Origin of the sequence: Bacillus sp. Leaf49 (assembly GCF_001426125.1) — a bacterium.
GTDB classification, from domain to species: domain Bacteria; phylum Bacillota; class Bacilli; order Bacillales; family Bacillaceae; genus Bacillus; species Bacillus altitudinis.
In genome coordinates this window covers 216,901-229,526 of record NZ_LMRK01000023.1, presented here as the reverse complement: position 1 = coordinate 229,526, position 12,626 = coordinate 216,901, and the positions used below count along the sequence as shown (strand labels likewise).

17 protein-coding genes are annotated in these 12,626 nt (G+C 38.0%); 10 read left to right on the top strand and 7 right to left on the bottom strand.

Annotated elements, in window-relative coordinates; genetic code table 11:
- Positions 1-6: 6 nt before the first annotated feature.
- Together ASG46_RS17285 and ASG46_RS17280 are read right to left on the bottom strand one after the other, a co-directional pair.
- Positions 7-228: a hypothetical protein gene (locus ASG46_RS17285; RefSeq protein ID WP_224558471.1), complete on the bottom strand. Its 222-nt coding sequence runs from the start codon at positions 226-228 to the stop codon at positions 7-9.
- A 27-nt stretch (positions 229-255) separates the two neighbouring features.
- The gene (locus tag ASG46_RS17280; protein WP_024718781.1) at positions 256-573 is read right to left on the bottom strand and encodes a hypothetical protein; all 318 of its coding nucleotides are present in this window, start codon (positions 571-573) and stop codon (positions 256-258) included.
- Between the two features lie 184 nt (positions 574-757).
- Here ASG46_RS17280 and ASG46_RS17275 point away from each other — a divergent pair, with 184 nt between their 5' ends.
- Positions 758-1,051 carry a CotD family spore coat protein gene (locus ASG46_RS17275; protein WP_008342559.1) on the top strand — a complete coding sequence of 98 codons (294 nt, stop codon included), beginning with the start codon at positions 758-760 and terminating at the stop codon, positions 1,049-1,051.
- Positions 1,052-1,103: 52 nt separating this feature from the next.
- Here the strand turns inward: ASG46_RS17275 and ASG46_RS17270 are convergent, their stop codons facing one another.
- The 5 genes from ASG46_RS17270 to ASG46_RS17250 all read right to left on the bottom strand — a co-directional run bounded on the left by ASG46_RS17270 (position 1,104) and on the right by ASG46_RS17250 (position 4,998).
- Positions 1,104-1,772, bottom strand: a complete 669-nt coding sequence (locus tag ASG46_RS17270; RefSeq protein ID WP_041506855.1) for an ABC transporter ATP-binding protein — start codon at positions 1,770-1,772, stop codon at positions 1,104-1,106.
- Positions 1,765-2,310: a hypothetical protein gene (locus tag ASG46_RS17265; protein ID WP_056705307.1), complete on the bottom strand. Its 546-nt coding sequence runs from the start codon at positions 2,308-2,310 to the stop codon at positions 1,765-1,767. The genes ASG46_RS17270 and ASG46_RS17265 overlap by 8 nt, the downstream gene beginning before the upstream one ends.
- 21 nt (positions 2,311-2,331) lie before the next feature.
- Positions 2,332-2,832 (bottom strand): stage II sporulation protein M, encoded by a 501-nt coding sequence (locus ASG46_RS17260; protein WP_056705306.1) that lies wholly within the window; start codon positions 2,830-2,832, stop codon positions 2,332-2,334.
- Position 2,833: 1 nt separating this feature from the next.
- Complete coding sequence (locus tag ASG46_RS17255; protein WP_234896232.1) at positions 2,834-4,372, bottom strand: hypothetical protein; 1,539 nt, start codon at positions 4,370-4,372, stop codon at positions 2,834-2,836.
- Between the two features lie 299 nt (positions 4,373-4,671).
- Positions 4,672-4,998 carry an uberolysin/carnocyclin family circular bacteriocin gene (locus tag ASG46_RS17250; protein ID WP_017358050.1) on the bottom strand — a complete coding sequence of 109 codons (327 nt, stop codon included), beginning with the start codon at positions 4,996-4,998 and terminating at the stop codon, positions 4,672-4,674.
- Positions 4,999-5,286: 288 nt separating this feature from the next.
- Between ASG46_RS17250 and ASG46_RS17245 the strand changes: the two genes are divergently transcribed.
- The 9 genes from ASG46_RS17245 to ASG46_RS17200 all read left to right on the top strand — a co-directional run bounded on the left by ASG46_RS17245 (position 5,287) and on the right by ASG46_RS17200 (position 12,480).
- Positions 5,287-5,889, top strand: a complete 603-nt coding sequence (locus ASG46_RS17245) for a GNAT family N-acetyltransferase (protein ID WP_205407411.1) — start codon at positions 5,287-5,289, stop codon at positions 5,887-5,889.
- Positions 5,843-6,397, top strand: a complete 555-nt coding sequence (locus ASG46_RS17240; RefSeq protein WP_045034085.1) for a hypothetical protein — start codon at positions 5,843-5,845, stop codon at positions 6,395-6,397. The genes ASG46_RS17245 and ASG46_RS17240 overlap by 47 nt, the downstream gene beginning before the upstream one ends.
- A gap of 154 nt (positions 6,398-6,551) precedes the next feature.
- Positions 6,552-7,964 (top strand): polysaccharide deacetylase family protein, encoded by a 1,413-nt coding sequence (locus ASG46_RS17235; RefSeq protein WP_056705303.1) that lies wholly within the window; start codon positions 6,552-6,554, stop codon positions 7,962-7,964.
- A 554-nt stretch (positions 7,965-8,518) separates the two neighbouring features.
- Entirely contained in the window at positions 8,519-8,920 is a 402-nt protein-coding gene (locus ASG46_RS17225) for an NUDIX hydrolase (RefSeq protein ID WP_234805320.1), read from the top strand.
- A 20-nt stretch (positions 8,921-8,940) separates the two neighbouring features.
- Positions 8,941-9,351 carry an Imm1 family immunity protein gene (locus ASG46_RS17220; RefSeq protein ID WP_056705301.1) on the top strand — a complete coding sequence of 137 codons (411 nt, stop codon included), beginning with the start codon at positions 8,941-8,943 and terminating at the stop codon, positions 9,349-9,351.
- Positions 9,352-9,381: 30 nt separating this feature from the next.
- On the top strand, positions 9,382-9,654 hold the full coding sequence (locus tag ASG46_RS17215; RefSeq protein ID WP_056705295.1) for a DUF3986 family protein: 273 nt from the start codon (positions 9,382-9,384) through the stop codon (positions 9,652-9,654).
- A gap of 258 nt (positions 9,655-9,912) precedes the next feature.
- A complete protein-coding gene (locus tag ASG46_RS17210) occupies positions 9,913-10,749 on the top strand; it encodes a transketolase (RefSeq protein ID WP_017358041.1) in 837 nt (278 codons plus the stop codon).
- The gene (locus ASG46_RS17205; RefSeq protein WP_017358040.1) at positions 10,746-11,705 is read left to right on the top strand and encodes a transketolase family protein; all 960 of its coding nucleotides are present in this window, start codon (positions 10,746-10,748) and stop codon (positions 11,703-11,705) included. The genes ASG46_RS17210 and ASG46_RS17205 overlap by 4 nt, the downstream gene beginning before the upstream one ends.
- Before the next feature lie 16 nt (positions 11,706-11,721).
- Entirely contained in the window at positions 11,722-12,480 is a 759-nt protein-coding gene (locus ASG46_RS17200) for an SDR family NAD(P)-dependent oxidoreductase (protein WP_045034074.1), read from the top strand.
- The last annotated feature ends 146 nt before the right edge of the window (positions 12,481-12,626 follow it).

Below are 12,626 nucleotides of genomic sequence, written 5' to 3'. Positions count from 1 at the left end.
GCTTTTTTAATCAAGTATTTGTTTCAGTTCATCTGGCAGTAAATCCATTAATTGATCAGATGAGGATACGTCCAGTACTTCAAGAAGCGCATAATATTTCGCATAAATTTCACTCAGCTGATCAGGATGATTTGCTTCATATCGATTCAAATGCAATTGCGTCAGTTCAAGTGCAATGTCCAGTTTGTTTCGTTCGATGGTTTGTGTTGTGTTGATCAAATCGTTCACCTCTAATTTTAAAGTTATTGAAAAATGTTATGGTGCAGTTCCGCAGCTGACCTTATATTCATGGTCTTCTATCTTTTTTGAATAACAGACGGAAGGTGTCATTCCTGTCTCGCTTTTCCAAGCCTGCCAATACACATCATACAGCTGACCATATTGAGGGTCTACATCGTCCTTTTTTTGCAAAATAGCAAAATAGCTTTGGTAAGGGTAGCCTTCTTGATAAATGGCATGCCGTATCGCTCCTCTTTCAGTCGCATTTGTAAAAACCATAGGCGACAGCAAGGGAAGGGTGATAACTACGACGAGCAGGATGAAAAATGAAAAAAGTTTATGTCTTGTCTTCATCAATGAATGTCCTTTCCTTCACAAGAGATCATTTGTATAATATGTTAAAATTGTCCTATTGTAAAGGAAGAGACTACTAGATCACCAGCGGATTTTTTCAAAAATAGACAAGCATCTAATCACTAATCGTGCCTTTGGCATACGATAGAGTGTAAGTGAAAGACAACTTGAAGGGGTGTTGAGAATGAGCCGGAATCGATTAGACAATTTTTTCTTTGGGCCTCGCAGAGGGAATCATGGAGAAGTTGAAACGGTTGTATCCCCTACACGTCAAATTGTCAACACGACAACAAATGAACAAACGATTAGAAAAATTCATCCAACTCATATCACAAACGTCAATAAAAACATCAAAAGAATTGAAAACTACTACCCTGTGACGCAATCTACTCGAAATGAGTATATTGTGGAAGAATATGACTGTGGCAGCGATATCAAGAATCCTTGCTGCCGCCCGGTCAAACGCTGTAAGTGGTAAGATAATGGTATAAAGAAGTGAGGCATCCTGTGATGGGATGCCTTTTGTATGTTTAACGCTCTATTTCATTTAATTGTCCGTGATCAAGCTCGAAAAAACGATTTCCTAATTCTGAATAAAGGTAGCGCTGATGGCTTGTAAATAAAACACATTGATCAGAGAATTCTTCTTTTAATAAAGAAATAGACTGCATTTGAGATGCCTCATCAAGAGATGTAAAAGGTTCATCAAGAATGATTAGCTCTGGTGATCTGGCCGCCATACAATTAAAGAAAAGCTTATATCTCATACCTAGTGAATATTGTTTGACAGGCATCTTGAGTGCATGAGTTAAATCAAATGCATCACAAAGCGAGAGAAAGGTCTTTTTGTATATCTCTTTTTCTGACTGATTCATTTTCCATAGCGACTGTATAAGAGTCATATGCTCGATACCAGTCAGCGCATCATAAACCAAAGGCTTATCTGGGATGTACGCGACCAACCCTTTATAAAGAGCTGACCCAGGATGATGCTGTTCATTGAGTAAAACCGTTTCGGATACTGAAGGAAGCAGACCTGCGATGATCTTTAAAAGTGTCGATTTACCGCTGCCGTTTTTTCCGATAATACAAGCACGATCACCTTCTTTCAGATGAAAGGATACTTGATCAAGGAGGGGAGAGCTTTCTTCAGTTGTTTCATAACGAAAAGATAGCTGAGACACTTGCAAACTAGCCATTGATAAATCCTCCAATAACAAAAACAGTGGTCACCAGCATATACAAGATGACGGTCGCAAGGGCGGCTTTTTTTGATCCTTTAGCATAATAAATGATCCCATCATAAAGGATGCGTAAAAGGTACAAGTTGATCAAAAACGAAACCGCTTGGATGAAGATAAAATAATGATCTAAATCGAGTACCATCACACAATAGATTGCTGCGCTATTCACTAATAGAAGAAACGCATTATAAAGCAAGATGACAAAATACATTTTGCGCAAAATAAACGTTTTATGAAAAAAGTACATATAAATTGAAGTCACGACAGTACCGAGAAAATTCAATATGAAATAAAGTGGGATTGTCAGTAAAAAGATAAACACAATGCTGGCTAATTGTTTTCCCGCAGATAATGGTTCCTCTACTAACAAATCAATAATGAAAAATGTTAAAAAAACAGTTGAAACAAATAAAGATAGTAAGACTAAGCCTATAACAGTTTTGGTCGATTGATGTTGGTTGAAAAATTGCTTAGGGCGTAGAAGTAGATCCATAGAACCACATTCTCCTTTCTTCTAAGATAGATGTACATGGCTGACATATTCCTCTAAAAGAGAGGCAATCAACAAGAGCACTACAGCGGCAAAGATTAACTGAATCACAGTCCGAGTCAGCTTTCTTACATCAATGGCCTTACCTTTCATAAACCGGTAAAGATAAATAAATGGAAAAGCACTGACGATTGAAAAGAGGATCAAACCAAGAACCTCAACAAAAGCATGTGGCATGAGGCCAGTGAATAACTGCTGCACTTCATGCTGAGCTATCAAAAACTGAATGAGTTTTCCAATGATATAGCCATTATAAAAAAGAATGCCAGCAGACATAATGCCGCCAGTAAAAGCCCCGATACCTAGAATGGCAAGCCCAACCTGTAAATTGTTTGAAAAAATAGAGAGAAAAAACATGTCTTCATTCTTTTTTAAATAAGGAATCTGATCATAAGGAAGGAGACTTCCAATGAGCAAAGCTACAATAAATACACCGGCGTAAAGATAGCCGAGGCGTAGAATCAATCTATTCTCCGATAGAAAATATCTTATTTTTTTCAACATACTCAATTCCTTTATAAATGGTCTTGCGGCATAATATCCAGCAAATCACTGAAACCATCACAAAATATATAGCGAACAGCACGTTTACGAGCCCTGAGGATTGCTGCAATATAGGGAGAAAAGAGGTCAAAATCAAATAGTACATGAAAGGCAGAACAAGAAAGTTTCTTGCAAATGCCTGACCTTTATCGATGATCTCTAGTTCCTCATTTGTTGTCCCTATTTCATGCTCATGAATAAAATTGAATTTCGTTGTGAATGGAAACAAGTAAAGCTGAATCAAAGGAAAAATGAAAAAGCCAACCCCTAATACCACCAGTTGAATGAGCATCTGAACATGAAACAGTTGATACACAGTCATAATAGATAGATTAATGAATAGTAAAAAGAGCGCTGGTATGGAAAATAAACAATAAAATAACTGGATTTTTGATAAGAAAAATTGCAAAAGAGATATTTGAGAAAGCTCGTAAAGCCAAATGTTCTTTTTTTCAGCACTTAAAGCAAAAATAGAAGGTGTCAGCATTCTCATCTCATAAGATTGATTCGCTAGTATCATAATATTGAGTGTGAATAGCAGCTGAATTTGCAAGGCTTGATGATCGATGATCGAGATCAATCCGGTAAAAACACCAATATAAAAGAAGGCTTCATATGACATGAACATATAATTAAAAAATTCTTTAGATAAGAGCCACCTTTTTTCTTTCAGCAGCTTGATGTCTTTTTGAATCAACACATTTTGTCTAAACAGCGAACCCTGAATTTTATGCAGTACTTGAAAGTACCAATAAAATAAATCCCGAAAATGCTTTGAGCTTTGGTCTTGATCTTTTTCCGTTGGAATCCATCGAACAGGACTTCTCATGACAAGCGCACTACCTAATAGCACAACAATCAATGTAATAGGTGAATGGAACAGAGCTTGAAATTGTAGAAAAACAGAGCCATCTGAAAATAAAGTATGATGCATTTGCTGAAGATCATGTTGATATAAAGAGATCAGTTTGTTTGAAAGAGTGATCCAAAACGAATCCTCTGCAAGCGATGAGATCGATTGAAAAAGTTTTTGGAAGGTGTGATAAAAAGGGAAAATGATGTTTAATATGAGAACCCTTCCGAATAAGAAAAAAAGCAAAGCGATGCTTGCAAAAAAGAGGACACGAATAGCCCCGATTTTTTTCACGACGATGTTATAGATATAAGCACCGAATATCTTATTGCTGATGATAAATAGGAAGATACTTGTCAGCATCACATTGACATGTTTTAACCAGAATGCCAGATCGTGTGTTTGAACAATATCATATTGGAATAAAAAATAGATCAAATAAGTGCTCAAACTCGTAAACACAAGCCAAATCAATTCTGAAAACAGAAGCGTTTGAAAAAGTTGTCTAGAGGAAACAGGTGCTAGCTGTATCAATTCTTTAAAAGGAAGAAGATGAGTTCTTCTATAAGATTCAATTCCTTTGACGATAGAAAATAGAAATAAAAACATCACAAAAGCACTTTCCCATTCTATTTGATAGACGGGAGAGTAAAGAAATGAAGATATAACGAATACAATCATGCATCCGAATATGATATCAAGAATACAAGAAAAAAATATGTACTGTTTTGAAGAAAACGACTTGAGAAATGGAATTTTTCGTATAACGAACTGAGCGATATTAGAATACTGTTGCTCCAGTCTAATGGATAGAAGTAGTGATAATAATGGATATAACATCTTCTCACCTGCACAAAAATTTAAATAGAAGGAGAACAGAGTCTCCTTCTATTGAGTCGTTAAATAAATTACCAAGCGATAACGGCTTTACGGCCTTTTTTCTTAATTTCGTTTTTAAGGTATTGACGAATTGTCTCTTTACCAGCCGCAGCAATAAGAGAAAGGCCGCCTGAACCTACAGCAGTTAAAATGGAGACAATTGTAGTGACAGCTCCACCTGCTTCAACCACATTAAGAACTACAGCGGCAACACTGCCTGGAATACCAAATTCTTTTGCTAGATCAGCAACTGGTAGTACTTGTAGCGAGAAGGAAAAAAGAGCTAGCATAAGGAATCCTACTGCTAAAGCACCAAAAAGAACATGTAGTTTGATTTCATTTCTTGTTTCTGTCATATCAAATTCCTCCCTTTTTTGTCTTTTTATTACTATTCTATCTTATGATATGTTTTTGTTCATATCAATCCTTTTTTTTTCTTTTTTTTATGAATTAGTTATAGGTTAATATAAAAAAAGTGAAAAGATAAGTGAGAAAAGAATCGTTTTGGATAGGAAATATCGAGTGAACATGATCAAAATGACCTTGTTTTCACAAAAACGAAAGAGAGCCTAAAAGTCTATAAGAAATGTGCTATATGTAAATGAACCAATATTCTTTGATCAAAAGCGCCTTTCAAGATAAAATTGGAAGTATCAATTCATTCTGATGGAGGCGATTTTCTGAATATTCGGTTGTTAACACCAGAAGATGCTCAAGAATATGCGAACTTGAGATTAGAAGCACTCCGATTAAACCCAGAGAGTTTTGCTATGAGTTACGAGGAAGAGAAGCTAGATACGAAGAATAAATATAAGGCTCGTTTTGCCTCTACACAATCTATGTGGACATTCGGAGCCTTCCATCAAGGTCAGCTGGTCGGCTCGGTTACACTCATACAAGAAACCTTGCAGAAATTAAAGCACCGTGCCAATGTGGCAGCGATGTATGTAACGGCTAATGGACGCGGAAAAGGAATGGGGAAGGCACTCCTGACAAAAGTTCTTTCTTTTGCACGCGAAAAAAAAGACATCGAACAAATATATTTAACAGTGGTCACAACAAATGACCCAGCCAAACATCTTTACAAGTCTGTTGGATTTAAGTCGTATGCGGTAGAAGAAAAAGCACTAAAAATAAATGGTGCTTATGTAGATGAGGAAAAAATGGTGCTATGTTTATCATCGTTTGGAGGGGATATAAATGAGCCAGCCAGTCATGCGCATCACATTGGCAGCCGGACCAAATAGTGAACTGGAATCCTTTGCACTTCGTGCCGCACTTGAAAACTTTGGTGCAAAAGTCGATATGCATTGGATAGGCCGACCGAATGACCTGATTGATGTTTTATCAGGGAAAAATAGAGGCGAAACGGATTTCATTCTTTTATCCTTTCACGGAGAAGAAGGAGCGTTTCTCATGCCGGAGTTAGGAGAAGATGTATACGAAGAGGGTGAGCCGAGAGGTGCTGCTTTTGGTGCGGATGACATAAAGCGGTATGCTTCGTTAAATGGAGTCCACATTATATGTACAGGCTGTACACTAGGTGAAAAAAAGGTGGCAGAAGCTTTTTTAGAAACAGGGGCGATCTCCTATACAGCGCCCGATGACTACATTGATGGAAATGCGTCATTTATTTTTGTTCTCACCATGCTGTATGAGCTGGTGAACAACTCAAAAACAGTCAGAGCAGCTTTTGACCAGGCACGCTCTATTGATGAAGAAACAAAGTTATTCCAACTGTATATGCAAAAATAAGGGCTGAGCGATCAAGCCCTTTTTATATGTCTCTTGTAAAATATGTCGAAAATGTGACAAGTGTGTTTTTCGCAAACTAAAAAGGGGCTGCGAAAAGTCTATCCTACAAACACACGCCATTTAGACATGACGGCATCACGAGAGGAGAATCATTGTGTCAATGAAAGGGAAGGTCAGTCTCGTCCTATGTGTACTTGCGATCGTCATCGGTATCGCTGCGTTTTATCATAACCAGCAAGCAAGCGGGACAGAGAGGAAAAAAGTAGAACAAGATGCGAGCTACAAACAAGTTGAAATTGTCACACTTGTGAATGACGGGAAATTCATGAGATATGCTGTCAACTATCCGCTGTTTCATCAAGAAAAACTAGATCAGGAGATCAAAAGATTTGCAGAGACAGCGTTAGAAAAGTTTAAAACATCATTTAGTCAAGCGAGTGATGTCAATGAAGAAAAACGATACGAATTAAACATCGATTATGAGATCATTCATTATGCCAAGCAAACCGTCGCAATCAAATTCAATACATATGAAGTGAAGGGCGGAAAGCAAGGCGTCAATCAAACGAAGGTGATGAACTTTGATTTCAAGAAACAGACATTTTTATCAATCAACGATATCTTTCTATCAAAGAAGGACAATCTTCAAAAATTATCTCATATGACTTTTGAGGAATTAAAAAAAGATCGAACGCTAGCTGAAAATCAGCCGCTGCTCAAACAGGGAACGTCTCCTGTGGCGAAGAATTATCAGTATTTTGCCATCAAGGATCGCTATATCGAATTCTACTTTCCAAGAGGACAAATCGCTCCAAATCATCAAGGCCCTCAAGTGTTAGCGATTAAGAAAACACTACTGACAGGAATATTAAAACCTGAATATATTAAGAAAGAATTGAACAAAAACGAGAAAAAAGAACCGATTCCAACAAGAAAGATTGTGAAATTGCCAAAACCATCCACATTTCATCCAAATCAAAAAGCCATTGCACTCACATTTGATGATGGGCCCAATCCATCAACGACCTCAAAAATTTTAACAGCATTAAAAGAGAACAAAGGACATGCTACATTTTTTGTATTAGGCAGCAGGGTTCAGTATTATCCCGATATGTTAAGTGAAATCAGAAAGGGTGGAAATGAAATTGGAAACCACTCCTATAACCACCCTTTGCTCACAAGACTTCCTTTAAAACAAGCGGTCAAACAAGTAGAAGACACGCAACAAATCATTGAAAAAGCGAGCGGGTTCACACCGACTCATTTTAGACCGCCATATGGAGGGACAAACGGGCAAATCAACGAAGCTCTTCACATGAAAGTGACCCTTTGGGATGTGGATCCTGAAGACTGGAAATATCGAAACAGCCAATACGTCGCGGACTACATTCTAGCCCATGCATCTAGCGGTGAAACGGTCTTAATGCACGACATCTATGACACCTCAGCCAACGCAGCCGTCACGATTATCAAAGAACTCACCAAACAAGGATATCAATTATTGACGGTGTCTGAGCTTGAGCAGTGGAAGGAAGCGCGTGAGAAGAGAAGTGAGTCGAATAGGTAATACCCCTTTTGGTGTGAATCTTAGTGGATTCGCATCTTTTTTAGGCAGGTCATGAAAATAAAGGGAAAATCTGTTATGGTGAATATGAAGGGGGACTTCAAGTGGTATTGATAAGATTTATAAGTCTCGTTATGCTGACAGTGGTTGGTTTGGCTTTTGTCATAAACAATGTACCTGGTTTGATGTTGCCCATCTATATACTTTCAATGATCGGGCTTATGTTCTGTCTCGGTCACATTGCGCTCCATTATCTACAGCGTATCAGATATTTGTTATACGATGAGAAACAATTGAAAGAGAATCAAATAAACAAACCTCCCGCTAAATGAAGGAGGTTTTTTACTTGTCGTTTTTCAATGATTTTCTCGTTTGACTCCTTGAATTGTCTCAAAAGAGAGACGATGTTCCTCGTAAATCTGATTTGGACAATCAGCAAGAGCATAATGATCCACGAGCTAAGCCCTCCAATCTTTCGTAACAAGGATACAGTATAATGAGAAAAGATTGATATGAACAGCTCGTTTTATATTTTCGACAATGGGTGAGTAGACGTGGTGTCAGCTTTGATTTATGACATGGATGAACATATTCTCATGGTGAAAAATGTGAAAGGTTATTGGGAGTTTCCCGGTGGTGCAGTGGAAAAAGGAGAACATCTGCAGCAAGCTGTGATCCGTGAGGTGAGAGAAGAAACAGGATATGTGATCAAAGTAAATGAACTTCATTCTGTTAGAGAAATACTTTTTCAAGATAACATGCATCATGCACTTATTTTTACGGAAATCATCGGGGGAGAGATGAATATTCTAGATCCTGATCATGATATTGAAGAAGTAAAATGGGTAAGCACCCAAGATGCTGAAAAATTAAATCCACAGTTATTCAGCATGCTAAAATTAAATAAACAGACGCATGCATTTTACACATTTGAAGGAAAGAGAACAAGGGATCAATAAATGAACAAGGAGAGAATGGAATGTTTTTGTATTATGGACCAACCGGTGCTCCAGTGGAAAATCCAGGAGAAGAATGGATGAAAGAAATCTTCTTCCATAAGGGTGAAGACTATTGGAAACAAGGGAATGGAGAATCTTCTATTGAAGTGGATGAAGATTGGGAAACGGAAAGTCTTGTTTTCTTTTATCATGAACCTTATGGCTTTTTTCTCATGAGATATCCAGATTTTTTGGTTCCTTTTAAAAAAGTAGAGAAGATAGAAACGATCAAGCATGTCGTTGCAGGCGCACCATTGTATGTACCTTCATGCAGCTACGTCGATCGACATCAAGCTTATGAAATCGTTCAATATTTTCTAAAAACAAAATCGATACCTGATAGTGTTGAATGGGTGGAGTTGAGGACGATTGAATTTCAGCAAGGTCTATAAATTCTTACGAGGAACGAGAAGGAGAATAAAATGTGTCGTTTAGATGATACCATGCATGTACATGTTGGCTATTACGAACAGGGTCTTGATGTTGAAGGAGTGTTTTTTAAGAGTTTAGAAACAGGAAAGTGGCAATTATTCTTTGATCATACATGGTATGGGATAACGCTTTTAAAGCATTATGAAAAATATGAAGATTTAGGGCTGTTGATTGGCGAGTATTCTATTGAAGATGACAAAATTGAAGAGGAAGGAAATCAGCTGTTTGAGCGTTTTTTAAAAGAAAACGGGGTAGTGAGATAAATACAGAATGTGAAACATCACTCAATGAAAATGACGAGTGATGTTTTTTTATGTTGGATACTGTTTTTCTAAAATTTTGCTCTATGTAATCTAAAGAGCATCTAATACAAATCTGCATTGATTGTTTAAAAATTCAAAAAATAGATAGACAAATGCTTGCAAGAATTGTATAGTGTTCTCATAAATTACTTGTCATACAAGTGAACAAGTAACTAAGAATATAAGATTGGATTTCAAATAATAAAATGAGGTGATCCAGTGAAAGATGTAAGTTTGGCGAATTTAAAAGCAAAAGCGATTGAACTTAGACAAACGGCGATTACGATGATTTATGAAGCGCAATCGGGGCATCCTGGCGGCTCTTTATCAGCTGCTGATATCATCACGGCCCTTTATTTCAAAGAGATGAATATCGATCCTCAAAATCCTAACTGGGAAGATCGAGATCGTTTTGTTTTATCGAAAGGCCATGTTGCACCTATTCAATATGCTGCCTTAGCGCTAAAAGGTTATGTCCCTTTTGAAAACGTATACAAATTGAGACAGTACGGTTCACCGTTCCAAGGTCATCCTGATATGAAGAAATGCCCTGGAATTGATATTTCAACAGGTTCATTAGGCCAAGGACTTTCTTGTGGGGTTGGTATGGCGCTTGCGGGTAAACGGGATGAAAAAGATTATCGGGTATTTGCGATGGTAGGCGATGGCGAATGTCAAGAAGGACAAATTTGGGAAGCGGTTCAAACCGCAGTCAAATATCGTCTTGATAATTTAATTGTTTTTGTTGACAATAACCGTCTGCAAATTGATGGTTTCTGCGAGGAAATCATGCCGCTGCAAGACATAGAAATGAAGTTTGAAGTATTCGGGTTTGAAACAAAGCGAATTGACGGACATTCGATGGAAGAGATAGTCGAAACATTGAATCAAGTGAAAAACATGAAAAATGGAAAGCCGAAATGTATTGTAGCAGACACGATTAAAGGCAAAGGCGTTTCCTACATGGAAAATATCTGCTCATGGCATGGTGTTGCGCCAAATGAGAAAGAGTATGAACAGGCATTAGAAGAATTAGCAGGAGGTTTGAGATCATGAGCCAAACTGAAAAAGCGGTCATTAAGAAAAAAGCGACACGTGAAGCCTTCGGTGATGAAATTGTTAAGTTAGGAAAAGAGAATCAACATATTTACGTGATTGATATTGATATCGGAAAATCATGCAAAACAGGAGAATTCATAAAACAGCTTCCCAATCAGCATGTGAACGTTGGAATTGCCGAACAAAATGGTGCCGGGCTGGCAGCTGGTCTTGCGACAACTGGAAAAATTCCATTTGTAAGCACTTACGCAGTTTTTGGCTCGCTGCGCATGGCAGAGCAAATCCGTCAAGAAATATGCTATCCGAATTTGAATGTAAAGATTGCCTGCTCGCACGGAGGATTGACACCGGGAAATGACGGTGGAAGTCATCAAGCGATAGAAGATATGGGCGTTTTAAGAACATTTCCCAACATGACGGTCATCATGGGCTCTGATTACTATTCGACGAGAAAATTGATCAAAGAGGCAGCGAATACGTATGGCCCCATGTATTTGCGCTTTACCCGAGATGCTGTGCCGATGATTTATGATGAACATGAGGAGTTTGTGATTGGAAAAGCCAAAAAATTAAGGTCTGGCAAAGATATTGCGATCATTGCAAATGGTGATACAGTATATCTTGCTTTGGAAGCGGTTAAAAAACTAGAAGAACAAGGGATTGAAGCATCACTTTTAGATATGCATACGATCAAACCTCTAGATCGAGAGGCGGTTGTGGAGTGTCTTGATATTGGACGTATGATCACTGTAGAGGATCATAACATTTTGAACGGATTAGGCAGTGCTGTATGTGAAGTAGCAGCAGAAGAAGGTCGAGGAAAAGTCAAACGGATTGGAGTGCAAGACCGTTTTGGAGAATCTGCACCTTACGAAAAACTTTTGGAAATAAATGGAATAACAATCGAAAACATCATAAATACAGCAAAAGACATGCTGAACAATCACATTTGAAAGTAGGTTATTTACAATGTTTACATTAAACAATCAAGTAGCTATTGTAACAGGGAGCGGTTCTGAAAAAGGAATTGGCCGAACAATCGCTCTAACACTTGCTAAACAGGGTGCTGCTGTCGTGGTAGCAGATATCAATGAAGAAGGGATTCGCTTCACAGTAGAAGCCATTCAAAAAGCCGGAGGAAAAGCGTTAGGCGTAGTAGTAAATGTAACAAATAAGGAATCAATTGATCAAATGGTGGCTGTAACGCTTGAGGCGTTTGGCCGCATTGACATATTGGTGAATAATGCAGGTATTTCTCAAAAAATAACCGTTCAGAACATGACACTTGAAGATATGACAAGAGTATTTAATGTAAATATGTTTGGTTTGTTCTTGTGTACACAAGCCGTGCTAGAACCAATGATCAAGCAGCAATATGGGCGTATTATCAACCTGTCTTCTGTATCGGCTAAAAGGGGAGGAGGCGTATTTGGAGGAGCACATTACTCAGCTTCCAAAGCAGCAGTATTAGGTTTTTCTAAAAACCTTGCCCGTGAAGTAGGGAAAGATGGTATCACAGTGAATTGTGTGGCACCAGGCCTTGTGAATACGGATATTTGGAAGTCACTTCCTATCGATGAAGCCGAAAAAGTAATTGATAATATACCACTTGGCCGACCAGGTGAAACGAAAGAAATCGCAGCCGCTATTACATTTTTGGCTACTAAAGAAGCATCCTACATTACAGGAGAAGAAATCGATATCAATGGTGGTTCACATATGGACTAGTAGAAAGAAATGGAGCAGGCACATGAACATGCCTGACTCTATTTTAAATAAAAAGGAAGTAGAGTCACAGTCAAAATGATTGATGAAATGATATTTTGTAAGCGCTTAATAAAGATGTGCCATGCCATTTAGACATCTTCACGCAG

Bases quoted from the DNA above. Each gene is read 5' to 3' on its own strand.
- ASG46_RS17275 (WP_008342559.1), top strand. From the start codon at position 758: ATGAGCCGGAATCGATTAGACAATTTTTTCTTTGGGCCTCGCAGAGGG.
- ASG46_RS17215 (WP_056705295.1), top strand. From the start codon at position 9,382: ATGTGTCGTTTAGATGATACCATGCATGTACATGTTGGCTATTACGAA.
- ASG46_RS17265 (WP_056705307.1), bottom strand. From the start codon at position 2,310: ATGGATCTACTTCTACGCCCTAAGCAATTTTTCAACCAACATCAATCG.
- ASG46_RS17240 (WP_045034085.1), top strand. From the start codon at position 5,843: ATGAGCCAGCCAGTCATGCGCATCACATTGGCAGCCGGACCAAATAGT.
- ASG46_RS17205 (WP_017358040.1), top strand. From the start codon at position 10,746: ATGAGCCAAACTGAAAAAGCGGTCATTAAGAAAAAAGCGACACGTGAA.
- ASG46_RS17220 (WP_056705301.1), top strand. From the start codon at position 8,941: ATGTTTTTGTATTATGGACCAACCGGTGCTCCAGTGGAAAATCCAGGA.
- ASG46_RS17280 (WP_024718781.1), bottom strand. From the start codon at position 573: ATGAAGACAAGACATAAACTTTTTTCATTTTTCATCCTGCTCGTCGTA.
- ASG46_RS17200 (WP_045034074.1), top strand. From the start codon at position 11,722: ATGTTTACATTAAACAATCAAGTAGCTATTGTAACAGGGAGCGGTTCT.
- ASG46_RS17270 (WP_041506855.1), bottom strand. From the start codon at position 1,772: ATGGCTAGTTTGCAAGTGTCTCAGCTATCTTTTCGTTATGAAACAACT.
- ASG46_RS17255 (WP_234896232.1), bottom strand. From the start codon at position 4,372: ATGTTTTTATTTCTATTTTCTATCGTCAAAGGAATTGAATCTTATAGA.
- ASG46_RS17250 (WP_017358050.1), bottom strand. From the start codon at position 4,998: ATGACAGAAACAAGAAATGAAATCAAACTACATGTTCTTTTTGGTGCT.